We start from the raw sequence: 25707 nt of genomic DNA on the forward strand, positions 1-25707 counted from the left end.
AGGCGCCGTTGGGCGCTCTTCCGGTACGGAGGGGGCGCAGGACACCCAGGAGAGGAGGACACGCGTGGAGCGGGCGGACATCGTCAGGCTGGACAAGGCGCACGTCTGGCATCCCTACACGGCCATGGAGGCCTACATCGCGGAGACGGATCCGCTGGTGGTGGTGCGCTCGGAGGGCGTGTCCCTGTTCGACGCGGACGGCACGCGCTACCTCGACGCCAACGGCTCCTGGTGGGTGTCCACGCTGGGCCATCGGCATCCGCGGCTGCTCCGTGCGCTCGCCGAGCAGGCCGCGATGCTCCCCCATGTCTCCCTGGCGGGCATCACCCACGAGCCTGCCGCCCTGCTGGCCTCGGAGCTGGCGGCCATCGCGCCCGGCGCGGACCAGCCAGGCCTGCCCGCCGCCGAGCGCCTGTCGCGGGTGTTCTATTCGGACAATGGGAGCACGGCGGTGGAGGTCGCCATCAAGATGGCGGCCCAGTACTGGGCGCAGAATGGCAAGCCGCGCCGCACCCGCTTCATCACCCTGTCGGGCGCGTTCCACGGAGAGACCCTCGGCGCCACCAGCGTCGGGGGTGTCCCGCTGTTCCGCGAGGTCTTCGGCCCGCTGCTCTTCGACGTGGTGCACGTCCCCTCTCCCGCGGAGGCGGAGGGGGGCTGGGCGCGGGCCTTCGACCAGGTCCGGGCCACCCTGCGCGCACATCCGGATGAGATTGCAGGCGTCATCCTCGAGCCCGTGCTGCAGGGCGCGGCGGGCATGGTGATGTACTCGCCAGACTTCGTCCGGGCGGTGCGCGAGGCCACGCGCGAGGTGGACACCTTCCTCATCGCCGACGAGGTCTTCACGGGGATGGGGCGCACGGGCGCACGCTTCGCGGTGGACCTGTCAGGCGTGGTGCCGGACATGCTGTGTCTGGCAAAGGCCGTCTCGGGGGGAATCCTGCCCTTCGGCGTGACGCTGGCCTCGGAGCGAGTGTTCTCAGGGTTCCTCGGACCGTCGAGCCGGGCGCTGTATTACGGGCACTCCTATTGTGGGAACCCGCTCGGCGCGGCCATCGCCCGCGAGGTCCTGGCCATCTACAGGGACGAGGATGTCCTGGGGCAGGTGGCCAGGAAGGCGCCGCGCGTGCAGGCGGCTTTCGAAAGGATGGCCGCCACGATTCCGGGCCTGGTCCGTCCCCGGGCAGTGGGCATGGTGGGAGCGGTGGACCTGGGGGGGGGCGGATACCTCGCGCGTGGAGGCTGGCGGGTATACGAGGCCGCGCGCCGCCGAGGGCTCTACCTGCGGCCCATGGGGGACACCGTGTACATCGCGCCCGCGCTCAATATCTCTGATGAGGACCTCGACGAGCTGCTCGCCGGGGTGGAGGCGTCGCTCCGGGAAGTGGCCGGCCGCTGAGTGGCGGATCCGCAGCTCGCGAATGTGCGGGAGCGAACGAAGTGGTGATTGACAGGTCGCGCGTCGCGGGGATAGAAGCCGCGCCCCGCCCGACGCAGATCCGGTCGGGGAGCTGACAGCAGAATAAAAGGGTCGATGAAGATTGTTGACCCAGGACGCGGCGGTGGTAGAAGCCGCGCCCCTTCGGACGGGCAGCTGATCTCAGCGGTGCGCCGGAGAATCAGCGGGGAAATAGAAGGATCAGCCCAGAAAGTTGATCCCAGGGGCGGTGGTGGTAGAAGCCCCAGCTCTCACGAAGAAGCCCGCGCACTGGCGCGGATCCGCTTTGAGTGGGTCGGTAAGAAAATACGGAATACGGCAGTCAACGCAGCGAGTTGACAGGAAATGCGGTGGTGGTAGAAGCCGCGCCCCCGACGAAGAAGCCCGGAAGCAAGAGGGCAGGCGAGTCGAGGGAGTCAACGAAGCAGCGGTTGACAGGGAGGGCGGCGAAGCGGTAGAAGCCGCGCCCCTCCGGAAGAAAGCAGCGGAAGCCACTGGGCGGCGCTGAAGACTCCGGAAGCCAGCAGGACGGCGAAAACAGCAGCTTGACAGAAGACGCCGGACTGAAATAGAAGCTGACGCCCCGCCGGACGAAAAGACGGCGGCGGCAACGAAGAAAACGGTAGCAAGAAGTCGCGGGAAGCACAAGCGACTCGGTCTTTGAAAACCAAATAGCAAGCCCAAGAAGAAGCTAGATTGCGGAAACCGCAGTCAATTTCTTGAAACAGTGCCAGCCAGGTCGCGCTGCGAAGCGCAGCCGGCAGCACTGTCCGAATCAGCGAGTTTCAGGTTCCTTAGCCGGGCCTGGGACTGACGCCGGTTCAAATCTTCAAAATTCAATTGGAGAGTTTGATCCTGGCTCAGAACGAACGCTGGCGGCGTGCCTAACACATGCAAGTCGAGCGCGAATAGGGGCAACCCTTAGTAGAGCGGCGCACGGGTGCGTAACACGTGGATAATCTGCCTGAGTGCTCGGGATAACCAGTCGAAAGATTGGCTAATACCGGATAAGCCCACGGTTTCTTCGGAGACTGAGGGAAAAGGTGGCCTCTGCATGCAAGCTATCACATTCAGATGAGTCCGCGGCCCATCAGCTAGTTGGCGGGGTAATGGCCCACCAAGGCGACGACGGGTAGCTGGTCTGAGAGGACGATCAGCCACACTGGAACTGAGACACGGTCCAGACTCCTACGGGAGGCAGCAGTGGGGAATTTTGCGCAATGGGCGAAAGCCTGACGCAGCAACGCCGCGTGTGTGATGAAGGTCTTTGGATTGTAAAGCACTTTCGACCGGGAAGAAACCCTGTTGGCTAACATCCAACAGCTTGACGGTACCGGGAGAAGAAGCACCGGCTAACTCTGTGCCAGCAGCCGCGGTAATACAGAGGGTGCAAGCGTTGTTCGGAATTATTGGGCGTAAAGCGCGTGTAGGCGGCGTGACAAGTCGGGTGTGAAAGCCCTCAGCTCAACTGAGGAAGTGCGCCCGAAACTGTCGTGCTTGAGTGCCGGAGAGGGTGGCGGAATTCCCCAAGTAGAGGTGAAATTCGTAGATATGGGGAGGAACACCGGTGGCGAAGGCGGCCACCTGGACGGTAACTGACGCTGAGACGCGAAAGCGTGGGGAGCAAACAGGATTAGATACCCTGGTAGTCCACGCCGTAAACGATGAGAACTAGGTGTCGTGGGAGTTGACCCCCGCGGTGCCGAAGCTAACGCATTAAGTTCTCCGCCTGGGAAGTACGGTCGCAAGACTAAAACTCAAAGGAATTGACGGGGGCCCGCACAAGCGGTGGAGCATGTGGTTTAATTCGACGCAACGCGCAGAACCTTACCTGGTCTTGACATCCTCGGAATCCTTCAGAGATGAGGGAGTGCCCGCAAGGGAACCGAGAGACAGGTGCTGCATGGCTGTCGTCAGCTCGTGTCGTGAGATGTTGGGTTAAGTCCCGCAACGAGCGCAACCCTCGCCTTTAGTTGCCACGCAAGTGGATCTCTAGAGGGACTGCCGGTGTTAAACCGGAGGAAGGTGGGGATGACGTCAAGTCCTCATGGCCTTTATGACCAGGGCTACACACGTGCTACAATGGCCGGTACAGAGCGTTGCCAACCCGCGAGGGGGAGCTAATCGCATAAAACCGGTCTCAGTTCAGATTGGAGTCTGCAACTCGACTCCATGAAGGCGGAATCGCTAGTAATCGCAGATCAGCACGCTGCGGTGAATACGTTCCCGGGCCTTGTACACACCGCCCGTCACACCATGGGAGTCGATTGCTCCAGAAGTCATCTCACCAAGAGGTGCCCAAGGAGTGGTCGGTAACTGGGGTGAAGTCGTAACAAGGTAGCCGTAGGGGAACCTGCGGCTGGATCACCTCCTTTCTAAGGAGACCGGGCATCGGACAGCGTCTTCGGACGCAGTAGGCGATGCCAGTGGCTTTCGAGCCACGTCAGGTCAACCAGGTCAACGTTTCCGAGTCACAATCTAGCTACTTACTTCGGGCTTGCTGTTTGGTTTTGAAGGACTGAGTCGAAAGCGACTTGGCTCTTTGAGAATGAAGGACGCTGTAGGGTTTGCCGACGCGGTAGCCCCCTGGGCCTATAGCTCAGCTGGCTAGAGCGCGCGCCTGATAAGCGCGAGGTCGGTGGTTCAAGTCCACCTAGGCCCACCATTTCCCCTCCAGGAGGAGGGAAGCGGTGACGCGCACCAGCATGGTAGAATGGCCGTGGGCAAGTTTCCCGGGGCTGTAGCTCAGCTGGGAGAGCGCCAGCTTTGCAAGCTGGATGTCGTCGGTTCGAACCCGATCAGCTCCACACAAGTTTTCCCTGAAGCAGTAGAGGGAAGCGTTCTTTGACAAGTGCATACGAAGGGTAAGTTCAATTTCTGCTGAGAGAAGTTCTCGCAGAGGCCCTGACGAAGTACCCAAGCCAACGTCGTGAGGCGAAGGTGAGGGGAAGGAAAGTCAGGTGCCCAATCAAGCGTAAGTAACAAAGAAGTCTTCCAGGCTTGCTGCGAAGAGCAGGAGTCTGGGCCTTGGTTTCGAGTTTCGACAATCCGCCGGGAGGCGGGCGTGAAAACAAGAGATTAGGGCAAGTAAGCTACTAAGGGCGTGCGGTGGATGCCTAGGTGCCAAGAGGCGATGAAGGACGCGGGTGGCTGCGAAAAGCTCCGGGGAGCTGTCAACCGAGCGTTGATCCGGAGGTGTCCGAATGGGGAAACCCAGCGCTGTGAATAGCGGCGTTACCTTCCACTGAATACATAGGTGGAATGGAGCTAACCAGGGGAAGTGAAACATCTCAGTACCCTGAGGAAGAGAAAACAACGAGTGATTCCCAAAGTAGTGGCGAGCGAAATGGGAGAAGCCCAAACCGCAACCACGCAAGTGGTGGCGGGGTAGTGGGTCCACGGTAGGACTTTGACTTGCTAGCGGAAGCTTCTGGAAAGAGGCACCAAAGAGCGTGATAGTCGCGTACGCGAAAGCGGGTTGGAGCTGAGTGGGGTACCCAAGTAGGGCGGGACACGTGCAATCCTGCCTGAATCAGCCGGGACCATCCGGTAAGGCTAAATACTCCTTGGCGACCGATAGTGAACTAGTACCGCGAGGGAAAGGTGAAAAGAACCCCGGTGAGGGGAGTCCAAAGAACCTGAAACCGCATGTCTACAAGCAGTTCGAGCACTACGGGGCAACCCAGTGCGAGAGCGTACCTTTTGCATCATGATTCGGCGACTTAATATACGTAGCGAGGCTAAGCCGTTAGGTGGAGCCGTAGCGAAAGCGAGTCCGAACAGGGCGAATAGTTGCGTGTATTATAACCCGAAGCGGGGTGATCTACACATGGCCAGGTTGAAGTGCGGGTAACACCGCATGGAGGACCGAACTCGTGAAAGTTGAAAATTTCTGAGATGAGCTGTGTGTAGGGGTGAAAGGCCAATCAAACTCCGTGATAGCTGGTTCTCCCCGAAAGATATTTAGGTATCGGCTCGGGCAATTCAATACCGGAGGTAGAGCACTGGAACGGCTAGGGGTCTCACCAGATTACCAAACCGTACCAAACTCCGAATGCCGGTAATTGTTATCCCGGGACGCAGTCAGTGGGTGATAACGTCCATTGGCAAGAGGGGAATAACCCAGACCGACAGCTAAGGCCCCCAAATCTAGTCTAAGTGAACACTAGAAAGGATGTGGCAGGTCATTGACAACCAGGAGGTTGGCTTAGAAGCAGCCATCCTTTAAAGAAAGCGTAATAGCTCACTGGTCAAGACAGGCCGCGCCGAAAATGTAACGGGGCTCAAGACTAGTGCCGAAGCTTCGGGTCACACGTAAAGCGTGTGGCGGTAGGGGAGCGTCCCAGTTGCAGCGAAGGTCGACTGAAAAGGCGGCTGGAGCGGCTGGGAGTGCTGATGCCGAAATGAGTAGCGATAAAGGGGGTGAGAAACCCCCTCGCCGTAAGCCCAAGGTTTCCTGGGTCAAGTTAATCTTCCCAGGGTTAGCCGGAACCTAAGCCGAGGCCGAAAGGCGTAGGTGATGGAAAGCGGGTTAATATTCCTGCGCCATCTTGTGAGCGTTGAACTAAGGGAGGACGGAGAAAGCTAGGCGAGCTGACCGGTGGTTGTGTCAGTCTAAAGGTGTAGGGGTGTCGCGTACGAATAAAGGCGCGGCAGCCATCCCCGAGACCCGATGGCGCCCCGTCAGGGGTAAGTCGCTGATGCTCTGCTTCCAAGAAAAGTCCCGTAGGGAGCTTACAGGGTGTCCGTACCGTAAACCGACACAGGTGGGCGAGGAGAAAATCCTAAGGCGCTTGAGAGAACTCTCCTCCAAGGAACTAGGCAAATTTCCACCGTAACTTCGGAAGAAGGTGGGCCTCTGGTAGGTGTAGGCGTACAGCCGAAGCCGAGAGAGGTTGCAGAGAAATGGCGGTAGCGACTGTTTACCAAAAACACAGGACTCTGCGAAGGCGACAAGCCGACGTATAGGGTCTGACTCCTGCCCGGTGCTGGAAGGTTAAGGGGATTCGTCAGCCGCAAGGTGAAGCGATGATCCGAAGCCCCAGTAAACGGCGGCCGTAACTATAACGGTCCTAAGGTAGCGAAATTCCTTGTCGGGTAAGTTCCGACCTGCACGAATGGAGTAACGACTTCCGCGCTGTCTCGGAGAGGGACTCAGCGAAATTGAAATAGCTGTGCCGATGCAGTTTACCCGCAGCAAGACGGAAAGACCCCGTGAACCTTTACTATAACTTGACAGTGACACTAGGGATTGACTGTGTAGGATAGGTGGGAGCCTTTGAAGCCGGGCCGCTAGGTTCGGTGGAGGCAACGGTGAAATACCACCCTGTTGATTTCTGGTGTCTAACCATGTCCCGTCAGCCGGGACTGGGACACTGTCTGGTGGGTAGTTTGACTGGGGCGGTCGCCTCCCAAAAAGTAACGGAGGCGCGCGATGGTTCCCTCAGCCCGATTGGAAACCGGGCGTCGAGTGCAATGGCATAAGGGAGCTTGACTGCGAGACGGACACGTCGAGCAGGTGCGAAAGCAGGTCATAGTGATCCGGTGGTCCTGAATGGAAGGGCCATCGCTCAACGGATAAAAGGTACTCCGGGGATAACAGGCTTATCTCCCCCAAGAGTTCACATCGACGGGGAGGTTTGGCACCTCGATGTCGGCTCATCGCATCCTGGGGCTGGAGCAGGTCCCAAGGGTTTGGCTGTTCGCCAATTAAAGCGGTACGCGAGCTGGGTTCAAAACGTCGTGAGACAGTTTGGTCCCTATCTGCTGTGGGCGTAGGATACTTGAGAGGCTCTGACCTTAGTACGAGAGGACCGGGTTGGAGGCACCGCTGGTGTACCAGTTGTCTCGCCAGAGGCATCGCTGGGTAGCCATGTGCCGATTGGATAACCGCTGAAAGCATCTAAGCGGGAAACCGACCTCAAGACCAGGTATCCCGGGCGCAAGCCCCTGAAGACCCGTCGAAGACTACGACGTTGATAGGCCGGGTGTGTAAGCGTGGTAACACGTTCAGCTAACCGGTACTAATTGGTCGTGAGGCTTACTTCCCCCATTCTCTTGCATGCCCCCTCGTGGGGAGTAAGGGACTCGGGGCCAAGGCCGAGGCTCGAGTGCGACGCGCACTCGCCTGGAAGACTTGAAACGCACAGCGAGACTTCGCTCAGCAATTGAAACTTACCCTTTGTATGCACTGTCGCTTGTTTTCCGGTGGCTATGTCGGAGGGGTCCCACCCGTTCCCATCCCGAACACGGAAGTTAAGCCCTCCAGAGCCGATGGTACTTCGCGGGAAACCGCGCGGGAGAGTAGGTCGCTGCCGGATTCTTTTTGAGAAGCCCTCGCGTGTCCCTTTGCGGACGCGCGGGGGCTTTCGCTTTTTGTGGGCCTCAACGCGTCCGCCGCGCCTGGCGCCACCGCTGCAGCCGGCGCACCCCGCCCCAGGCCAGCGCCCCCGCCACCCCCGTCAGCACCACCAGGTGCTCGGCGTGCGCGGCGCCCTTCGCCACCGCGTCCACGCTGTGCGAGAAGGCGTAGCCCAGCCCTACCGCCAGCGGCACGCTGAGGCATAGCGCCAGCCCGTCCCACAGCAGGAAGTGCCGCGGCCGCATGCCTTGCACCGCCGCCAGCACGAAGACGGCGCCTCGCAGCACCGAGAGGAAGCGCCCCACGAAGACGCACCGCCCTCCGTGCCGCGCGTACAGCCGCGCCAGTTGCTCCCGGCGCGCGGGCGGTAAAAGCCTCTTCAGCCGCGGACTCTCATACAGCGCCGGCCCCAGCCTGCGCGCGGTGAGGAAGAGGGCCATGTCCCCGCAGAGGACGCCGCCCATTCCTACCGCCAGCGCCAGCGCCACAGGCAGCACATCCCGGTGCACGAGGATGCCCAGGGAGAGCAGCACCAGGTCCTCCGGGATGGGGACTCCCAGTCCTCCAGCCACCAGGGCCGCGAAGAGCAGGGCCGCTGAGCCATGTGTGAGCAACCAGGGGAGTGGACCTGCGGCCATGGCGTATCCCTCCCGGGCGTCATGCCGGGCCTTCAGGGCGGCCCGGAGGCAACGCGCTGCGCTCCTGCCGGAAGAGCAGGACTTCGCGGGTGATGATTTGAACGGTGGCCACCACGGGCACCGCCACCACCGCGCCGACGATGCCCGCGAGCTCGGCGCAGAACAGCACGGACAGCAGCACGAGCAGCGGATTGACGTGCACCGTGCGTCTGAAGATGAGCGGCGCCAGGACGTTGCCCTCGAGCTGGCCGTACAGCAGGAAGTAGACGAGCGCGACCACCGCCACCCAGGTGCCCTGGGTGGCCCACGTCAGCAGCGTGATGAAGCCGCCCGCGATGAGGGGCCCCACGTAGGGGACCAGGCTGGAGAACCCGCTGGCGATGCCCAGCGCCAGGAAGTACGGCAGCCCCAGGATGGCCAGCATCCCCGTCGTCAGGGTCGCGTTGATGGTGCAGATGAGGGCAAGCCCCGAGAGGTAGCCCCCCGTGGCGCTGTACACGTTGCGGAGGACTCGCACGTACCGCATCCGGTGCTGGGGCCCCGCCAGGGCCAGCCCCGTGCGAATCAGGTCTCCTCCGAATGTCAGCATGAACACGACGAGGAAGAAGACGGTGAGGGCTGAGGCCACCAGCCCCACGGCACCTCCGATGGCGCGCACGAGCAGCTCGGGCAGGGCTCCCGTGGCGAGCCCCGGCGTTGCCTCTTCGAGCCTGCGTTTCCAGCCGAGCGCTTTCAGGCGCTCGCTCATCACGCGGAAGGGCCGTGAGCTCCGCAGTTCTTCCATGAGCTGGGGCCACTGACGCACCAGGGCGTCCAGTTGGTCCGCGGCGGCGGGAATCACGAGCAATGCGAGGGCGGCGACCACGGCGAGGAGCGCCGTCATCATCAACGCGATGGCCGGCAGCCGGGGCAGCCGCTTCCGCGTCAGCCACGCGACCCCGTGCTCCAGGGCCAGCGCCATGATGATGGCGATGCCCGTCAGGGTGAGCGCCACCCGCGTCTTCACCACCAGGGTGACGAGCGCGACCACCCCGAGCACGGAGGCGCAGACGGTGAATACCGTCGTGGGGGTGACCTGGGAGCGTTGTCGCCTGCCGTCGCGCTCCGTCACTACCGCCCCCGCTCGAGCCCCGTGCCGCTCCTCCCGACGTGCCCACCCTTCCCGGGACAGGCGACCCGTCCTCGCGTCCAGGGCCGGTGCGGACCTGGAACGAAAAGGCGTCTCAGCGTCGGGGCCGTGCTGGACCGGGGGCAGGAGGACTGCCGCGGACGCGCCTCGCGCTCCATGACGAGAGGCGAGGCGGTCGCCGTCAGGGGCGCTCGGTGCTTCAGTTCCGCGACGGGTAGATGCCTTCCAGCGCGATGATGAAGTTGATGCAGAGGAAGGGCGACATGTTGTTGTGCGGCTGGGAGCCACCCGCGGCCCCGATGGCCGCAGGGTTCATCGTTCCGTCAATGGGAGCGGCCCGGTAGTTGAGGATGGTCGCGTTGTTATCCGCCGCGAGCACGGTCCCCACCGGGGTCTCTGTGTCGCCTTGCTGGCTGCTCACGTTCAGCGAGTGGTTATGCGCCGGCATCTGGTTCGCTAGCAGGGTCACTGTCTCCGAGCCGCCCTGCTCACCCAGCGTCCGCGGCGACAGCCCGGGGCCTTGTCCCGGCTGCATGGGGTACCGGCCTCGCAGGTCCGGCAGGGCGAAGGTGGTCTGCCCGTTGCCTCCATAGGTCGTGCCCAGGATGGAGAAGAGCGCCGTGTTCTGGGCGATGGAGAGCAGCTGTCCCTGGCAGAAAGCCCAGCCCCGCGGAGGGAAGTTGCCTGCGAACATCATGATTTGACCGATGAAGGGCTCTGACACGTGCGTCTACCTTTCGAGAAGAGAGCTGCATGAAACGGGAACCGCGACGGTTTCATGAGCAAAGGTCCGGCCAGTGCTCTCCGCGTGCGTGTTTCATGTGCGTGTGACAGCGGGATGCAGTGAAACGTGAGGCGCGGTGGCTGAATGTCTCGGTGTGTCACGCGCCGCGATGCGTCCGAACCCGACGCGGGTGCGTTCAGTCCTGACGCTCGCCTCCTGCGTGCCGGTGAAACGCGGATGCGTCCGGCCCCGACGCTCGCGTCGTTGCGTGCTGGCGAAACGCGGATGCGTCCGCCTCGTACGCCAGGGCGCTATTTCGTGAGGGTCCCTCCACGAGAAAATGCGCCGGGTTGGCGCTGAACCTTCTGGGTTGCCCTCGGGCTGCGCGGAGTGGCGTGAGGCTTGCTCAGAGGCCCGTGGCATGACGTTTCACCACGAGGAGAGCGGCAGATGACGCACGTGAACTGGCGACGCCCGCTGTATCAAAAGTGGTTTCAGGCGATGCCCCTGACGGCACTGCTGGTGCTGTCGGCTTGTGAGGAGGGCACGCCGGGACCGCAGGGGCCGCAAGGTCCTGCCGGTCCCGCGGGGGCTCAAGGGCCACAAGGTGAGCAGGGGCCACAAGGTCCTGCTGGCCCTCAGGGGGAGCCCGGCGCCATGGGGCCTCAGGGCCCCCAAGGCGAGCCCGGTCCCGCGGGGACGCCGGGTGGTCCCGAGGGCCCGCCGGGCCTGACGGCGCTGGTGCGCACCGCGGCGGAGCCCTCGGGTGAGAACTGTGCCCAGGCGGGCGTCGTCATCGAGACGGGCCTCGACCTCAACCGCAATGGCGAGCTGGAGGATGCGGAGGTCGACGCGGCACTGACCCGCTACGTGTGTAACGGGAGTCAGGGCCTGGTGGGCCCCGCCGGGCCACAGGGCCCTGTGGGGCCGCAGGGCCTCCGTGGCGAGCAGGGTGTGCAGGGCCCGGCAGGGCCGCAGGGTGAACAAGGTGTCCAGGGCGAGCAGGGCCCGGTCGGCCCCGCGGGAGCAACGGGACCTGCCGGTCCGGCCGGCCCGCAGGGCCCCACCGGTCAGCAGGGCCCGGTCGGCCCCGCTGGCGCCATGGGTCCGCAGGGCCCGGTTGGCCTGGGAACGGTGATGCGGACCACGGCGGAGTCGGCGGGCGGCAACTGCGCAACCGGGGGCGTGCGACTGGAGACGGGCGTTGACGCCAACAGCAACGGCACGCTCGACGCGGGCGAGGAGAACCTCTCGCTCACCCGCTTCATCTGCAACGGGCCCCAGGGACCTCAGGGCGTCCAGGGCCCCGCGGGCGCGACGGGACCTGCCGGACCGCAGGGCGCCACGGGGCCGAGTGGCCCGAGCGGGCCGCAAGGCCCGCAGGGGCCGACGGGGGCAGTGGGCGCGTACGGTGACGGGTCGGGCGGGTCCTTGACCATCCCCAGTGGAACCACCATGGACCTGACCACGCTCCCTGGCTACAACTCGTTGGCCGGCCGGCACCACCTTCAGTTCACGAACGTCACCATCGACGGCACGTTGATCGTCCCGAGTGGCACGGTCATCCGGGCCACCGGTGACGTCACCATCAGCGGCACGGTCATCGTGGACCAGAGCGCCGAGGACACCGGAAATGGACCGGCGGAGGCGGGTGTGGCGCGTGCGGCCGCGGCCGAGCCCCAGGGTGGACGTGGGCTCCAGCCGCTCCAGGCCGCGCAGCTCCTGAGGCCCGGTGGCCAGGGGGGCGGCTCAGGTGCCAAGCAGATGGGGTTGTCCGGGGGCGATGGCGGTGGCTCCCTGGTCATCCTCTCGCAGGGCACGCTCCGCGTTACGGCCATCGGCGCCATCAACGCCAACGGTGACCCGGGTGGGGGGGGCGCCAACCTTCCCGGCTCGGGTGGTGGCGCGGGGGGCGTGGTCGTCCTGGTGGGCAAGGCCGCCGTCACGGTGCAGGGCTTCGTCCGAGCGGTGGGCGGCAACGGGGGGCCGGGCAACAACCAGGGCGGTGCGGGCAAGGGCGGTGGTGGCGGCGGTGGCGGTGGCATCGTCCATCTCCTCTCCTCCACGACGCCCGTCGTGACGGGCGGCATCCTCGTGAACCCCGGGGCCGCGGGCACCACGGCGAATCCCACGGGCGCCAGTCAGGCCATCACCGCGGGCGGTGGCGGAGGTGCGTGCGGTGGAAACGGTGGCTCGGGTGGTGGCGGGCTGCTGTCCGCGCCGCAGGTGCCCGAGGCGGGGGCTGCCGGATACGACCTGAGGACCGTCACGCCCACGCCGGAGAACGTGTTCCTGTAGGTCAGCGCGGTTTGGGGGGATGCGACGGCTCGCGGGCAATCGGCTCGCGGGCCGTTCGTGTTTTCAGGCGCATGGCGCGGGCTTCCACGCCATGGACACGTAGGGGTCGGCCGTCTCTTCGGCGGAGACGGCGTCCACCTCGAAGCCCAGGCGTTCGTACAGCCTGCGCGCGGGGTTGGTTCGCAGGACTCGCAACCGCAGGGGGATGCCTGCCTTCGCGGCCTCGTCCTGTATGCGGCGCAGCAGCCAGGTTCCCGCGCCGCTGCCGCGATGTTGGGGCAGCAGGGCGATGTCCACCACGCGCCACTCCGCGGCGCTTCTGGCGACGAGGAGACGGCCCGCGGGCTGTCCGTGGATGCACACCACCTGGTGGTCGGCGCCGGGATGGCGGGCCGCCCAGTCATGGGATTGCGCCATCCACTGCATGCGCAGGAAGGCGTCGCGCTGGGCAGGCGCCCAGCCCCACGCGGCGAGCTCGGGCTCTCGCGTGCTGGCGTACAGCGCGAAGAGGAAGGGTTCGTCCGAGGGCGTCACGGCACGCAGGTCGATGGACACAGTGGCCGCGAGCATGGCGCTCCGGGCGATGACGCGTCCACCACCCGACGCGCAGGCGCCGCACCGTCATCCGCCCAACGGCGGATGCAAGCAGCCGTAAATCCAGACGTCCTGGTCTTCGTGGTCAGACGTCAGACCCGGATGAGATTTTCGCAAGCAGGTCCCGAAGGAGCCACGCCATGAAGAAGACGCGAGACGAAGCCCCACTCCTCCAGGAAGCCGGTGAGATGGAGACGCGGTGGCGCGGCCTCGCCGCCCGGTTGATGGAGCTGGGGGACGATGCGATGGACGCGCAGCTGCTCGTGGCCTTCCGGGCCGCTCGCGAGGAGGGCGCGGTGCCTCCGGATGCAGGCTTCTTCCTCGTGGCCCACATCCTCACCTCCATGGCGGACGAGGCGATTGCCGAGGTGCCGCGGGTGTGCCGGCTGGCGCTGGAGCTGGAGCTGATGGAGCGCGAGTACGGCGTGGAGCAGGGGGCCTGGCTCAGCGGAGAGGAGACGCCCCCCGAGGACTGGGAGGCGCTCCGCGCGGCGTATGAAGCCGCCTGCGACGAAGCGCGCGCCACCTTCTTCACCGCCTACGGTGAAGAGGAGATGGCCCGGCTCTACCTGGATGACCGATTCACCTTTCACCGCCGCTTCGAGAGCGGGCGCCGCTTCTTCCACGGCCTGCCCATGCTGCCCGAGCATTTGCACTGACTCTCAGTTCTCGATTTCTCTCATTCAGATGATGTGAGTCGCGGACCGCGCATCCCCGGTGGAATGTTGCGGTCACAAAGTGTGAATTAGCAGGACTTCAAGGTAGCTCAACAGCCCGTTGGTGATGCCCCTTGCGTCGCCCTGGCGTTTTCCGCCCGCACACCCTATTTCGGCGCCCACTTCCGGGTGGCGGGAGCGGTGGCGGGGAAGAAGTCAATGCATACCATCGGTGTGAAGACTCGAAACTCCAAGGCGAGTCTTCAGCAGCTTCGCTGCTCGGCGGCGCGCGTCTCTGGTTGAAGTCCCCTCCAAGGACCCGGGGCCGCGCGCCGCCGCTCTTTTTTCCGCCGGGCGACGGGTTGGGGAGGTGGGGCGGTCTTCGGTGGGGTGGAGCGCTAGATTCGCGCGCCATGACGACCGACTCCGCCAGCCGCCTCCTCGACCTGCTCTGGGAGCGATACGCCGCGGAGGTGCCCTATGCGCGCACCTTCGTGCAGCTCTCCGGGGGCAGCTTCCGTAACGATCATGTCGCGCTTCGCTCCCTGGCCCGGCCCGGTGGCGGCATCGCGCTCTTCTCCCAGCCCTTCGAGCGGCTCGGGTGGAAGGCCGCGGGCGCGTACACCTTCCCCGATGCGCACCTGTCCGCCATCTACCTGTCACATCCGGCCGGGCTGCCTCGCGTCTTCATCTCCGAGTTGAAGCAGGAGGAGCTGTCGCCCCGCGCCCGCGAGCTGCTGGCCGCGCTGCCCGAGGACCCGCCTCCTCCCGAGGACGTGGAGGCGCTCGCCGCGTGGTTCTCCGCGCCCGCGACGCCGCCGGACGAGGCCGCGTTGCTGGCGCTGGAGAAGGAGTCCCAGTACGGCGCCTGGCTGCTCGCCTTCGGCCGGAAGGTGAATCACTTCACCGGCTCGGTGGATGACGTGGAGGTGTGGCAGCGGCGCATGCGCGAGGCCGGTGTGCCCATGAAGGCGGACATCGAGGGGGCAGCCGGCACGTCGCTGCGGCAGACGGCCACGCAGGCCGCGCCCCTGCCCGTGCAGCTCAAGGGCGGTGGCACCCGCTCCTGGCCCTACGCCTACTTCGAGATTGCCCAGCGCTCGCCGGGCTTCGATGGCTTCCTGGGGCCCCAGGCCCGCGCGCTCTTCGACATGACGAAGCGAGGCGGATAGTTCGGGTCAGCCGTCGCGGCGCGGCCCGGTGGGCTCGGGCTCGCCGCGAGGGGCAATCAGCGCGTTGAGCACGTGGTCGCGCCACTGGCCGTTGATGAGCAGCAGCTCGCGCGCGTAGCCCTCCACCTGGAAGCCCAGGCGCTTCAGCACGGCGGCGCTCCGCACATTCTCCGGCAGGTGGTTGGCCTGGATGCGGTGCAGGCCCATGACGGTGAAGGCGTAGTCGCAGAGCGCGCGCAGCGCCTCCGTCATCAGTCCCTGCCCCTCGTAGCGATGGTCCAGGCCATAGCCCAGGTCGGCGGACTGCAGGGGGCCTCGCCGGATGTTGGTGAGCGACGCGTTGCCGATGATGGGCGCGAGCTGGAACGGCTGGCCCCGGGGCAGGAGGAACACCCGCAGCGACAGGTCGAGCCGGAAGTCCTCGCGGTCCTGCGCCAGCCGCGTGCGCCAGTATGTCACCGAGAAGAAGTTGGCGGGGCGCGCGGGCGTCACACCGGCGACGTGCTCCCGGTTCGCCTCATGGTAGGCGAGCACCCGCCACGCGGCATCGGGTGGCAGCTGCACCAGGTGCAGGCGCTCGGTGGTGAGCAGGCTGGGGACGGCGTCTGAGCCCATGGCGGCCGGCATTCAACCCCGGCGCCCGCTGGATTTCAGCGGGCAGGTCGCGTGTCACCTTCCTCGGCCGGGCTCGGGGCCTGGACGCCGCTGCCGCCCACGGCCTCGTCGCCTCGCGAGACGATGATTTCCACCCGCCGGTTGTTGGCGCGCCCTTCGGGCGTGCTGTTGTTCGCGATGGGACGGTACTCGCCCAGGCCGCGAACCTCGATGCGGTCGCGGCTCACGCCCTGGCTGACGAGGAACTCACGCACGCGCTCCGCGCGCTCATAGGACAGCGCTTCGTTCATGGCGTCCGAGCCCAGCGAGTCCGTGTGGCCCTCGATGACCAGGGCGCTGTCGGACGCCTTCAGCGCGGTGGCGACCTCGGTCAGCCGCTCGCGCGCCGCGGGCAGCAGGTCCACCGCGTTGGACGCGAAGAGCACCTGTCCGGAGAGCGTCAGCACCAGCCCTCGCGGCTCCTCGCGCACCTTCACGTCACGCGTCGTCGACTCCAGGCGCGTCAGGGCCTCCGTGGCGCGCTGCTCCGCCTCGAGCCGGGCCTGGCGTTCGCGCTCCAGCTCCCGCTCCGCCTGGCGGCGCGCTTCCTGCTCCGCCTCCAGCTCCGCGGTGCGCTGGAGCAGCTCGTGGCTCTCCTGCGCGAGGCGCTGCGACTCGGCCTCGGCGCGCAGCCGGCGCTGCTCTTCCTCCTGGCGCCGTGTGGCCTCCCCGGAGAGACGCTGGGTCTCCGACCGCTGCTGCTGAGCCAGGCTTCGCAGTCGCTCCGCCTCCAGCTGGCGGCGTTGGGCATCCCGTCGCAGTCGCTCCGCCTCCTGCTGCTGCGCCTGGGCCTGCTGCTGGGCCGCCAGCCGCAGGCGTTCAGCCTCCTGCTGCTGCGTCAGCGCCAGCTGCCGAGCCTGCTGTTGCTGCCGCAGGGCCGTCAGCCGCTCGCGCTCCGCCTGCGCGAGCTGCTGCCGTGCCGCGTCCAGCTCCGCCTGGGAGCGCTGCCACTGAAGTGCCTGGGCCTGGCGCAGCGCGGCCTGGGCCTCGGCCTGCCGCCGCGCGGCCAGGTCCGCGGTGCCGCGCGCTTCGGCAATCTCCGCCTTGCGCAGTGCCACGTAGGACAGTGAGCGCGTGCGGGGGGAGTCCTCGCTGCGGTCGTACTCCCGCTCGGCTTCCAGCAGGGCGTCGCGCGCCTCCGCCACGTCCCGGGGACGCACGCGGCCCTGCGGACTGGTGGAGACCTCCTGGTACGCCGCGCGCGCGTTGAGGAGCTCCTGCGGTGGAGGTGCGTGCGCGCAGCCTACGGCCACCAGCGCCGTGGCCACCGCGAGGGCCTTCCATCCATGCTTCAGCATGTCTCGCTCTCCTCTCGAGGTTGTCGGCTCATGGGAGGGCCCGGCGCAGCGACTCCGCCTGGGCGGCGGTGCGCGCGGCCTCTCGCTCCAGCGGCACGGCCCGGGCCAGCGCGTGCGCCAGCTCCGCGTCCGCGGCGGCCTGCCTGAAGCGCAGCTCCGCGGCCTCCTCCTCACCCTCCACCCACAGCCGCTCCGCGTCGGCCAGTTGCTGACGCGCGAACTCCAGGTGAAGGGCGGCTTCGGGGACACGCGCCGCGCCAGCGCCTTCGGCGGCCCGCAGCGACGCCTCGGCCTGGACGCGCTGCTCGTTCGTCGCGGGAAGCACCTGCCGCCCGGCACATCCCATCATCGTCAGGCCCAGCAGCACCGCCAGCAGCTTGGGGCGCATGGTCTCCTCCTCAAGACGCTCAGGACGTGGACGCGCGACACCGCGCCCAGCCCAAGAGGTGAGGCCGCGCTGACAGGCCGGCAATCCAACCGTGGAAGGGCTGCCCGAAGAGCGGCCGGGCAGCCACGCGAGCGCGGCATTCCGGCCCGTGGGGATTGACCACGCAGACCGTGCCGCGAGGCTGGCCCGGGGCCCTCGCCAGGAGGTAGACAGGGCCCATGCGCCTCCACCTGGTCGATGGCACGTACGAGCTCTACCGCGCCCACTTCTCGCCCCGGCCGGGCCACGTCTCACCCCAAGGGCAGGACGTGAAGGCCACGGTGGGGCTGCTGTCCTCGCTGCTGGCGCTGCTCCACGACGCGGACGAGGCGGTGACGCACGTGGCGGTGGCCTTCGACAACCCCATCCGCTCGTTCCGCAACGCGCTGTTCGACGGCTACAAGAGCGACGAGGGCGTGCCGCCCGAGCTGCACGCGCAGTTCGACCTGGCGGAGGAGGCCGTGCGCGCGCTCGGCGTCACCGCGTGGTCCATGAAGGAGCAGGAAGCGGATGACGCACTGTCCACGGCGGCGGCCCGCTGGGCGGATGAGGTGGAGCAGGTGCGGCTGCTCACCCCGGACAAGGATTTGGGCCAGTGCGTGCGCGGCAGCCGCGTGGTGCAGGTGGACCGGCGGCAGGAGAAGGTGCTCGACGAGGAGGCGGTGCGCGCGAAGCTGGGCGTCCCGCCCGCGAGCGTGCCGGACCTGCTGGCGTTGATGGGCGACGCGGCCGACGGCATCCCCGGGCTGCCGGGCTTCGGAGAGAAGGGCGCGTCGGCGCTGCTGAGCGCGCATGGCCACCTGGAAGACATCCCCGCGGACGCGGCCGAGTGGAAGGTGCGTCCCCGCGGGGCCGAGAAGCTGGCCGCGACGCTGCGCGAGCACCGCGAGGCCGCGCTGCTCTACCGGCGGTTGGCCACGCTGGTGACGGATGCGCCGCTGCCAGGCACCGCGTCGCTGGCGGACCTGGAATGGAAGGGCGTGCCGGCCAGCGCCTACGAGGCCTTCTGCGACCGGCTGGGGCTCACGTCGCTCAAGCGCCGTCCCAAGCGCTGGGCGCCTTGAAGCGCCGCTACCCCGTGGCCTCGCCGCCGTCCGCGCGCACGGGCAGGGCCGTGGGCGCATGGCGGGGCAGCCGCACGGTGAAGGTGGTGCCGGACGCCTCGGAGGAGCGCGCCTCCACCGTGCCGCCATGGGCCACGACGATGCTGCGCACGATGTAGAGCCCCAGGCCGATGCTCCGCCGGCCGTGGTCCTCCGGGCGCACCGTGGCCCGCTCCAGCGGCTCGAAGATGCGTGACTGCCGCTCCGGCGGAATGGGAGGGCCCTGGTTGTGGACCTCCAGCACCACGCCGTCCTCGTCGCCCCGGGACGTCACCCGGACGGGCGTCCCGGGTGGGCTGTACTGCAGGGCATTGCCCACCAGGTTGCCGATGAGCTGCGCCAGCCGGTCCGGGTCCCAGGTCCCCATGCCGCTGCCGCTGCGCTCCATCTCCAGGTGCCGCTCGGGCCAGCCGGCGTGCACCTCGTCCAGCACCGAGCGGACGACCTCGTGCAGGTCCATGGGCTGCGGATACACAGGGAGCCCCGTGCCCTGACGCGCCCGGGTGAAGTCCAGCAGGTCGCGAATCATCCGCGTCGCGCGGTCCGCCGAGTTGCGGATGCGCTGAGCCTGCCGCTCCTGGCGCTCGTCCAGGGCGCCGCGCTGGAGCATCATCGACACCGCCAGGGTGATGGCGCTCAGCGGGTTGCGCAGGTCGTGGCTGACGATGCCGATGAGCTGTCGCTCGAAGTCGGCGCGCGCGCGCATCTCCTCCGCGCGCTCCGACTCCCTTCGCCGCGCATCCACGGCGTCGGTGACCTCCACCGCGAACAGGATGACGGCCGTCACCTGCCCGCTGGCGTCCAGCATCGGCTGGTACATGAAGTCGAAGTAGCTCTCCGTCAGCGCCGCGCCCGGCGCCTGGGCGATGCGCACGGGCAGCTCCCGGGCGCTGAAGGGCTCGCCCGTGGCGAACACCGAGTCCAGCAGCTCTAGGACGCCCTGGCCCTCCAGCTCCGGCAGGGCGTCTCGGAGCGTGTGCCCCACCAGCGGACGCTGACCGAAGCGCTGCCGCAGCCGTGCGTTGGCCACCACGCAGCGCTGGTCCGGCGCGCTCAGCACGCCGAGGAGCGCGGGCACCTGCTCGAAGAGCGTGGCGAGCAGGGTGCTCTGCCGGTCCGACTCCTCCCGGGCGCTGCGCTCCAGCTCCAGCAGCCGCGTCCGGGCGGCTTCCGCCTGCTGGTCCTCGGTGATGTCCTGCATCGCGCCGACGACCTGGATGGCCCGGTCGCTGGCGTCGCGGATGATGTGGCAGCGGTCCGCCACGTAGGCCCAGGTGCCGTCGCCGCGCTGGAAGCGGTAGGTGTCCTGCCACTCGTGCACGGAGCCGTCCAGGGTGGCCTTCAGCCCCGCGACGACGCGCGCGCGGTCCTCGGGGTGGAGGCGCTCCTCCCACCAGCGGCGCTCGTCCCGGATGGTGCCGGAGGCATAGCCGAACACCTCGTGGAGGCCGGTGGTCCAGTCCATGAGGCCCGTGCGCGGGTCCCACTCCCACACCGCGTCGCGCGTGGCTCGCGCCGCCAGCCGGAAGCGCAGCTCGCTGCGCCAGGCGCGCTCCTCGGCGGCCTGGACCTCCGTCAGCGTGCCTTCCAGCAGCCGGCGTCGCGCGCGTTCCTCTTCCAGCGCCTTGCGCCGCGTGCGCTCCCACTGCGCCAGGGTCTGGACGCGCGCGGCGAGCTCCACCGGGCGGAAGGGCTTGAACACATAGTCGTTGGCCCCCGCGGACAGTCCCTCCACCACGGACTCCGCGAGCGTGTTGCCGGTAATCAGCAGCACCGGGACGTGCTGCGTGGCGGGGTTGCTCCGGATGAAGCGGCAGACCTCCAGCCCGGACATGCCGGGCATGTACCAGTCCAGCACGAGCACTTCGGGAGAAGGCCCCTGGGTCAGCGCCTCCAGGAGCGATGCGCCATCCAGGAAGCCGGTGACCTGGCAGCCGGGCTCCAGCGCGCGGCAGATGGCCTGGGTCTCTACCGGGCTGTCGTCGAGCACCCAGACCACGGGGGGCGACGGTGCGACGAGGGGGGCGGATGGCACGGGTGGCCGTGGCTCTAGCAACCGCCTCTTGCCCAGGTCAAATCTTCCAGGGCAGGTGGAGCGTGTGGCCCTTGCCTCCCTGTTCGCCTTCCGTCAGACGGAGAGAACGGCTCGCACGGCGAGTCCGCATGAACCTGGTCGCGACCGGCGGTAGAAGGAAAGTCATGCCCGTAGAACTGAAGATGCCTTCGGATGATGACTGGGTGCCAAGCCCGGAAGACCTGCCCTACCAGCGACTGGGGGGAATGGAGGCGGCCAAGGCCCTGGCCGAGGCCTTCTATGACGCCATGGACGCCCATGAGCCGGAACTGGCGCGCCTGCACGAACTGGACGAGCAGGGCCGGGTGAACCGCGGGACGCGGGAGCGCTTCGGCCTGTTCCTCGCCGGCTGGCTGGGGGGACCCCAGGACTACACGGAGCGCCACGGCCACCCCCGGCTGCGCATGCGGCATGGCCACCTGCCCGTCGGAATCGCCATGCGTGATGCGTGGCTGCGCTCCATGCAGCGAGCCATGGACGCGCGCGGCATCACCGGCGGGCTGCGGCGTTTCCTCGATCAGCGCTTCGCCCACGTGGCGGACTTCCTGCGCAACGTCGAGGAGTGAGCCCCGCGGCGGGCACGGCCGGTGGGCATGCGGGCGGCGAGGGCGGGGAGATGTCCTTCACGCCGCAAGCAATTCCCCGGAGCGACAGCGGGGTGAATGACGGGGCGGTATCCGGTGGCCACACTGACGTTATCCCGCCGGGGATGAGAACCGTACGAGGAGGTCTCCACATGAAGCGCGTGTTGATGCCGCTCCGCCGGAGCGTGCTGGTGATGGGGGTCCTGCTAGGGGCGGGCGCGGCGGTGGCCGAGCCCAAGCAGGACGCCATCAACCTGAAGATTGCGTTCCAGTCGTTCAACCTGGAGATGACGCCGCAGTCGGTGACGGGGGCGGACTTCCAGATGGCGCGCTCGCCGGGGATGCTGAAGGGCCGGGCGCTGCGAGGGGACTTCACGCTGACGTTGAAGGACGGGCTCGTGGAGGGGGCCCTGGGCGGCGCGCCCGTGAATGTGAAGGTGACGCGGGAAGGGGACGCCATCGTGGCCAAGGGCGGCTTTGGCGGACGCCCGGTGAACCTGAAGCTGAGCCCCAGCGAGCTGACCGTCTACGTCCGCGACTGCACCTACCGGCTGAAGGCGGAGGACTCGAACCGCTTCTACACGGGCCGCAGGAGCTGCGACCGGGCCATGACGCCGGGGTCCGAAGTCTGGCTGCCAGACGAGTTCCTCGCGGCGAGCCCCGAGGAGAAGGTCGCCATCCTGTTCCTCGCGCTGTGAGCGCGGACGCGGCGCGGGTGGGGCCCGGGCTCCCTCACCCGCGCTGACGTGGCAGCCGCACCGTGAAGGTGGAGCCCACATCCAGCTCGCTGTCCACGGTGATGTCGCCGCCCATGGCTTCGACCATCTGCCGGACAATCCAGAGCCCCAGGCCGACCCCCTCGTAGGCGCGGCCGGCCGCGGCGCGCTCGAAGCGGTGGAAGAGGTGGGGCAGGCGCTCGGGCGCGATGCCGATGCCTCCGTCGCGCACGTCCAGGCGCACGTGCGCGGCGGTGCCCGTCAGCTCGACGTGGACGGGGTTGCCCCGCCCGTACTTCAGCGCGTTGGACAGCAGGTTGGTGAGCACCTGGTCCAGGCGCAGCCGGTCCCAGTGGCCCTGGCTGTCCGGGGACAGCGTCAGCGTCAGGCGGGAGCCGGAGCTCGCGAGCTCGGGTTCGAAGCGCTCCGCCACCTCTCGCACCAGCGCCTCCAGGTCCATGGGCTCCGGACGCAGCTCCAACTTCCCCGCGTGGATGCGGGACACGTCCAGCAGGGTGTCGATGAGGAGGGCCTGCCGCTTCGTCAGCCGGCCCATCAGGTCCACGCCGCGCTGAATGCGCTCCCGGGGTGGGGCGTCGCCGGAGCGCTCGAGCAGGGCGCGCAGGTTGTGCAGCTGGAGCTGGAGCGCGCTGACGGGTGACTTCAGCTCGTGGCTGGCGATGGCGAGGAGCTCCTCGCGCGCGCGGATGGTGTGAAGCGCCTCCTGGTAGCGCCGCGCGTGGTCCAGGGCGAGCGCGGCCCGGCGGGCGAGCTCGCTCGCCATCGTCACATCCCTGGCGTCATATGCGCGCTCACGGGTGGTGAACGCGAGCGCGCCCAGCGGCTGGCCCCGCCGTCCCAGCGGCACGCACAGCCAGGAGGGGGGGCCCCGGTGCAGCTCCGCCTCGCCGGAGGCGATGACGCGTGAAACCACGGCGTACGCCGGCGTCCGTGGCTCCCCGTCGAGGTCGGCCACGCGCGCGTCCAGCCCCGAGGCGACGACGCACCGGACCCGGCCTTCCGCGTCCTCCAGGTACACGCGACAGGACTCGGCGTGGGCGGGCACGGCCAGCCGCGCCAGGTGCTCCAGCGTGGCGTCCTGCTCCAGGCTGGCGCCGAGCACGTCACCCGCCTCGGACAGGAGGCGTCGGAAGGCGTCGTTCCGCCGCCGCTCGGTGAGGTCCACCAGCATGCCCAGGCACTGCGCCGGGCCGGACGCCGAGGGCACCCGCGACGTCCACAGCTCCACGTGCAGGGGCGTGCCGTCGCGCCGGTGGAGCGCGAGCTCCAGGCCCGGCGGCGTCTGCCCTTGCGACACCTCTTCGAGGTGCCGGTGGAAGGCCTCCCATTGGATGTCGGGGACCCAGGGCACGCGGCGGCCGAGCACCTCGTCCTGGGGCCACCCGAACAGCCGCTCGGCGGCGGGATTCCACAGCCGCACCGTGCCATCCAGGTCCAGCAGGTGGATGGCCACGGGGGAGGCCTGGAGGATGGCTTCCAGCAACGCTGGACCTCGTGCTCCGGACCACCGGGCCTCTGCCTGACCGAGCGCCGCCACCGTCGTCATCGCGTCCCCCCACTCATTCACTCAAGGGAGCATGGCTGGAACCATCCGAGGAGCGTCCGCGCGGGCAGGTTCTCCGGGGGGCGTGGCTGGCGAACATCCGCGCCCTGGCATGGTGCGTTCCGGACGCACTCCCCGCCCTGGCGCCCTGTGACGCCGAGGCGGGGGCGAGTCAGGCCCACAGGGGAGCACTCGCGGGGCAACGCCGTGGCCGTTGCTCCGGGCCCGCTTTCAGCTAAAGCGGGGCTTGTGAAAGCGACCACCACCGGAGTGCCGGGCGGCGAAGAGGCCAGACACGGCCCGGACACCTTCAAACGCTCGGCGCTGCTGGCCCTCGGGGCCCTGGGCATCGTTTATGGCGACATCGGAACGAGCCCGCTGTACGCGCTGCGCGAGTGCTTCACGGGGCCACACGGCATTCCCCCCACCCCGGCGAACGTGCTGGGGGTGCTGTCGCTCATCTTCTGGTCGCTCATCACCATCGTGTCGGTGAAGTACCTGCTGTTCGTGATGAAGGCGGACAACCGGGGCGAGGGCGGCATCCTGGCGATGATGGCGCTGGTGATGCAGCGCCAGCGCGGGCAGCCGTCGCACCGTTCGCGGCCGGTGCTGATAACGCTGGGCATCTTCGGCGCGGCGCTCCTCTATGGCGACGGCATCATCACGCCGGCCATCACCGTGCTCAGCGCGGTGGAGGGCCTGCACGTCGCCACGTCCGTCTTCGACCCCTACGTCATCCCCATTGCCCTGGTCATCCTGGTGGGGCTCTTCCTGGTGCAGCGGCACGGCACCGCGGACATCGGCGCCGTCTTCGGGCCCCTCATGTGCGTGTGGTTCCTCACGCTGGCAGGGCTGGGCGTGAAGGAGCTGGTCCACAACCCGGCGGTGCTGGGGGCCTTGTCGCCCTGGCATGCGGTGCAGCTGTTCCAGCACAACCACCTGCACGGCTTCCTGGTGCTGGGCGGTGTGTTCCTGGTGGTGACGGGCTGCGAGGCGCTCTACGCGGACATGGGCCACTTCGGCCGCAAGCCCATCCAGCTCGCCTGGTTCTCCATGGTGCTGCCGGCGTTGATGCTCAACTACCTGGGGCAGGGGGCGCTGCTGCTGCGCGACGCGAGCGCCGCGCGCAACCCCTTCTTCCTGCTGGCGCCCTCCTGGATGCTGTACCCGCTGGTGGCGCTGGCCACGGTGGCGGGTGTCATCGCCTCGCAGGCGCTCATCTCCGGTGTGTTCTCGCTGACGCGCCAGGCGATGCAGCTGGGGTACAGCCCGCGCATGGAGGTGGTGCACACCTCGGCGGAGGAGATGGGGCAAATCTATCTGCCCGGCCTCAACTGGGCGCTGCTGGTGGGCGTGGTGGCGCTGGTGCTCGGCTTCCGCTCCTCCAGCGCGCTGGCGTCGGCCTATGGCATCGCCGTGTCCACGGCGATGGTCATCACCACGTGCATGGCCTACGTCGTCGCCCGGGAGCTGTGGAACGTGCGGCGGTGGGTGGCGGTTCCGGTGGTCGGGCTGTTCCTGGTGGTGGAGCTGGCCTTCTTCGGCGCCAACGCGGTGAAGGTGGCGGACGGTGGCTGGTTCCCGCTGCTGATGGCCGTCGTCGTGTTCACGCTGATGACGACGTGGAAGCGGGGGCGCGACATCCTGGCGGCCAAGCTGCGCGCGACCAGCATCCCCCTGAAGCAGCTGCTCGACAGCTTCGGAGACCACCCGCCCGTGCGGGTGCCGGGCACGGCCATCTTCATGACGGGCAACGCGGAAGGCACGCCGCCGGCGCTGCTGCACAACCTCAAGCACAACAAGGTGCTGCACGAGCAGGTGGTGCTGTTGACCATCCTCTCCGAGGAGCTGCCGCACGTGCCACCCGCCGAGCGCGTGGAGGTGGAGCCGCTGGAGCAGGGCTTCGTGCGGGTGGTGGCGCGCTACGGCTTCATGGAGAACCCGGGCATCCCCGACGTGCTGAAGCGCTGCCGCGAGAAGGGGCTCCAGTTCCAGCTGATGGGCACCAGCTTCTTCCTGGGACGGGAGACGCTGATTCCCACCAAGCGCCCGGGCATGGCCGTGTGGCGCGAGTCGCTGTTCGCCTGGATGAGCCGCAACGCGCGCAGCGCCACCTCCTACTTCCGCATCCCCCCCAACCGGGTGGTGGAGCTGGGCGCGCAGGTGGAGTTGTAGCGCCGCGAACGCCCAAGGCAGGGCGGGTGGGCTTCGCCCCATATCCGTCCTTGACTCTTTGCGTTGAATGGGGTTTTTGCGACCTGGGCTGCGCCTCCCTGC

17 protein-coding genes, 2 tRNA genes and 3 rRNA genes are annotated in these 25707 nt (G+C 67.5%); 13 read left to right on the forward strand and 9 right to left on the reverse strand.

The genetic code is table 11. From position 1 onward, the window contains the following. Window positions 1–64: 64 nt before the first annotated feature. The 6 genes from bioA to rrf all read left to right on the forward strand — a co-directional run bounded on the left by bioA (window position 65) and on the right by rrf (window position 7758). Window positions 65–1399 (forward strand): adenosylmethionine--8-amino-7-oxononanoate transaminase, encoded by a 1335-nt coding sequence (gene bioA, locus VZL07_RS16010; RefSeq protein WP_426756411.1) that lies wholly within the window; start codon window positions 65–67, stop codon window positions 1397–1399. An 876-nt stretch (window positions 1400–2275) separates the two neighbouring features. Further along, window positions 2276–3813 (forward strand): 16S ribosomal RNA (locus VZL07_RS16015). Window positions 3814–4026: 213 nt separating this feature from the next. Further along, window positions 4027–4103, forward strand: a tRNA-Ile gene (locus VZL07_RS16020). Window positions 4104–4172: 69 nt separating this feature from the next. Beyond that, window positions 4173–4245, forward strand: a tRNA-Ala gene (locus VZL07_RS16025). A 278-nt stretch (window positions 4246–4523) separates the two neighbouring features. Next, window positions 4524–7486 (forward strand): 23S ribosomal RNA (locus tag VZL07_RS16030). A 155-nt stretch (window positions 7487–7641) separates the two neighbouring features. After that, window positions 7642–7758 (forward strand): 5S ribosomal RNA (gene rrf / locus VZL07_RS16035). The 16S, 23S and 5S rRNA genes sit together here with 2 tRNA genes alongside, the layout of an rRNA operon. Window positions 7759–7822: 64 nt before the next feature. Here rrf and VZL07_RS16040 read toward each other — a convergent pair. The 3 genes from VZL07_RS16040 to VZL07_RS16050 form a co-directional block, all read right to left on the reverse strand. Continuing rightward, the gene (locus tag VZL07_RS16040) at window positions 7823–8437 is read right to left on the reverse strand and encodes a DedA family protein (protein ID WP_426756412.1); all 615 of its coding nucleotides are present in this window, start codon (window positions 8435–8437) and stop codon (window positions 7823–7825) included. A gap of 19 nt (window positions 8438–8456) precedes the next feature. Then, window positions 8457–9548: an AI-2E family transporter gene (locus tag VZL07_RS16045; RefSeq protein ID WP_426756413.1), complete on the reverse strand. Its 1092-nt coding sequence runs from the start codon at window positions 9546–9548 to the stop codon at window positions 8457–8459. Window positions 9549–9765: 217 nt separating this feature from the next. Continuing rightward, the gene (locus VZL07_RS16050) at window positions 9766–10290 is read right to left on the reverse strand and encodes a phage tail protein (RefSeq protein ID WP_426756414.1); all 525 of its coding nucleotides are present in this window, start codon (window positions 10288–10290) and stop codon (window positions 9766–9768) included. A gap of 657 nt (window positions 10291–10947) precedes the next feature. Here VZL07_RS16050 and VZL07_RS16055 point away from each other — a divergent pair. Continuing rightward, the gene (locus VZL07_RS16055; protein ID WP_426756415.1) at window positions 10948–12588 is read left to right on the forward strand and encodes a DUF7151 family protein; all 1641 of its coding nucleotides are present in this window, start codon (window positions 10948–10950) and stop codon (window positions 12586–12588) included. Between the two features lie 63 nt (window positions 12589–12651). Here the strand turns inward: VZL07_RS16055 and VZL07_RS16060 are convergent, their stop codons facing one another. After that, entirely contained in the window at window positions 12652–13158 is a 507-nt protein-coding gene (locus VZL07_RS16060; protein WP_426756416.1) for an N-acetyltransferase family protein, read from the reverse strand. Window positions 13159–13322: 164 nt separating this feature from the next. Between VZL07_RS16060 and VZL07_RS16065 the strand changes: the two genes are divergently transcribed. Together VZL07_RS16065 and VZL07_RS16070 are read left to right on the forward strand one after the other, a co-directional pair. Next, window positions 13323–13841, forward strand: a complete 519-nt coding sequence (locus tag VZL07_RS16065; protein WP_426756417.1) for a hypothetical protein — start codon at window positions 13323–13325, stop codon at window positions 13839–13841. A gap of 410 nt (window positions 13842–14251) precedes the next feature. Further along, window positions 14252–15010, forward strand: a complete 759-nt coding sequence (locus VZL07_RS16070; RefSeq protein ID WP_426756418.1) for a DUF1338 domain-containing protein — start codon at window positions 14252–14254, stop codon at window positions 15008–15010. A gap of 6 nt (window positions 15011–15016) precedes the next feature. On the opposite strand, the gene VZL07_RS16075 is transcribed toward VZL07_RS16070, so the two are convergent. The 3 genes from VZL07_RS16075 to VZL07_RS16085 are packed head-to-tail and all read right to left on the reverse strand — an operon-like array spanning window position 15017 to window position 17350. Then, window positions 15017–15625 carry a GNAT family N-acetyltransferase gene (locus tag VZL07_RS16075; RefSeq protein WP_426756419.1) on the reverse strand — a complete coding sequence of 203 codons (609 nt, stop codon included), beginning with the start codon at window positions 15623–15625 and terminating at the stop codon, window positions 15017–15019. A gap of 35 nt (window positions 15626–15660) precedes the next feature. Beyond that, window positions 15661–16962 carry an OmpA family protein gene (locus tag VZL07_RS16080; protein ID WP_426756420.1) on the reverse strand — a complete coding sequence of 434 codons (1302 nt, stop codon included), beginning with the start codon at window positions 16960–16962 and terminating at the stop codon, window positions 15661–15663. Window positions 16963–16990: 28 nt separating this feature from the next. After that, a complete protein-coding gene (locus tag VZL07_RS16085; RefSeq protein WP_426756421.1) occupies window positions 16991–17350 on the reverse strand; it encodes a DUF4398 domain-containing protein in 360 nt (119 codons plus the stop codon). Window positions 17351–17568: 218 nt separating this feature from the next. Here VZL07_RS16085 and VZL07_RS16090 point away from each other — a divergent pair, with 218 nt between their 5' ends. Further along, window positions 17569–18453, forward strand: coding sequence for a 5'-3' exonuclease (locus tag VZL07_RS16090; protein WP_426756422.1), 885 nt, complete (start codon window positions 17569–17571; stop codon window positions 18451–18453). 7 nt (window positions 18454–18460) lie between these two features. Here the strand turns inward: VZL07_RS16090 and VZL07_RS16095 are convergent, their stop codons facing one another. Next, window positions 18461–20527, reverse strand: a complete 2067-nt coding sequence (locus tag VZL07_RS16095) for a hybrid sensor histidine kinase/response regulator (RefSeq protein WP_426756423.1) — start codon at window positions 20525–20527, stop codon at window positions 18461–18463. Between the two features lie 164 nt (window positions 20528–20691). Between VZL07_RS16095 and VZL07_RS16100 the strand changes: the two genes are divergently transcribed. Together VZL07_RS16100 and VZL07_RS16105 are read left to right on the forward strand one after the other, a co-directional pair. Next, window positions 20692–21132, forward strand: coding sequence for a group II truncated hemoglobin (locus VZL07_RS16100; RefSeq protein WP_426756424.1), 441 nt, complete (start codon window positions 20692–20694; stop codon window positions 21130–21132). A 170-nt stretch (window positions 21133–21302) separates the two neighbouring features. Continuing rightward, complete coding sequence (locus VZL07_RS16105; RefSeq protein ID WP_426756425.1) at window positions 21303–21848, forward strand: hypothetical protein; 546 nt, start codon at window positions 21303–21305, stop codon at window positions 21846–21848. A 34-nt stretch (window positions 21849–21882) separates the two neighbouring features. Here VZL07_RS16105 and VZL07_RS16110 read toward each other — a convergent pair whose 3' ends face one another. After that, complete coding sequence (locus VZL07_RS16110; RefSeq protein ID WP_426756426.1) at window positions 21883–23433, reverse strand: ATP-binding protein; 1551 nt, start codon at window positions 23431–23433, stop codon at window positions 21883–21885. A gap of 204 nt (window positions 23434–23637) precedes the next feature. Between VZL07_RS16110 and VZL07_RS16115 the strand changes: the two genes are divergently transcribed. After that, window positions 23638–25605, forward strand: a complete 1968-nt coding sequence (locus tag VZL07_RS16115) for a potassium transporter Kup (protein WP_426756427.1) — start codon at window positions 23638–23640, stop codon at window positions 25603–25605. Window positions 25606–25707: the final 102 nt, after the last annotated feature.

This window comes from Pseudomyxococcus flavus, from assembly GCF_050038885.1.
GTDB classification, from domain to species: Bacteria; Myxococcota; Myxococcia; order Myxococcales; family Myxococcaceae; genus Myxococcus; species Myxococcus flavus.

Excerpts from the sequence above, each read along its gene's own strand:
- VZL07_RS16040 (WP_426756412.1), bottom strand. The coding sequence starts at position 8,437 with ATGGCCGCAGGTCCACTCCCCTGGTTGCTCACACATGGCTCAGCGGCC.
- VZL07_RS16055 (WP_426756415.1), top strand. The coding sequence starts at position 10,948 with ATGGGGCCTCAGGGCCCCCAAGGCGAGCCCGGTCCCGCGGGGACGCCG.
- VZL07_RS16060 (WP_426756416.1), bottom strand. The coding sequence starts at position 13,158 with ATGCTCGCGGCCACTGTGTCCATCGACCTGCGTGCCGTGACGCCCTCG.
- VZL07_RS16065 (WP_426756417.1), top strand. The coding sequence starts at position 13,323 with ATGAAGAAGACGCGAGACGAAGCCCCACTCCTCCAGGAAGCCGGTGAG.
- VZL07_RS16070 (WP_426756418.1), top strand. The coding sequence starts at position 14,252 with ATGACGACCGACTCCGCCAGCCGCCTCCTCGACCTGCTCTGGGAGCGA.
- VZL07_RS16075 (WP_426756419.1), bottom strand. The coding sequence starts at position 15,625 with ATGGGCTCAGACGCCGTCCCCAGCCTGCTCACCACCGAGCGCCTGCAC.
- VZL07_RS16080 (WP_426756420.1), bottom strand. The coding sequence starts at position 16,962 with ATGCTGAAGCATGGATGGAAGGCCCTCGCGGTGGCCACGGCGCTGGTG.
- VZL07_RS16085 (WP_426756421.1), bottom strand. The coding sequence starts at position 17,350 with ATGCGCCCCAAGCTGCTGGCGGTGCTGCTGGGCCTGACGATGATGGGA.
- VZL07_RS16090 (WP_426756422.1), top strand. The coding sequence starts at position 17,569 with ATGCGCCTCCACCTGGTCGATGGCACGTACGAGCTCTACCGCGCCCAC.
- VZL07_RS16100 (WP_426756424.1), top strand. The coding sequence starts at position 20,692 with ATGCCCGTAGAACTGAAGATGCCTTCGGATGATGACTGGGTGCCAAGC.
- VZL07_RS16105 (WP_426756425.1), top strand. The coding sequence starts at position 21,303 with ATGAAGCGCGTGTTGATGCCGCTCCGCCGGAGCGTGCTGGTGATGGGG.
- VZL07_RS16110 (WP_426756426.1), bottom strand. The coding sequence starts at position 23,433 with ATGACGACGGTGGCGGCGCTCGGTCAGGCAGAGGCCCGGTGGTCCGGA.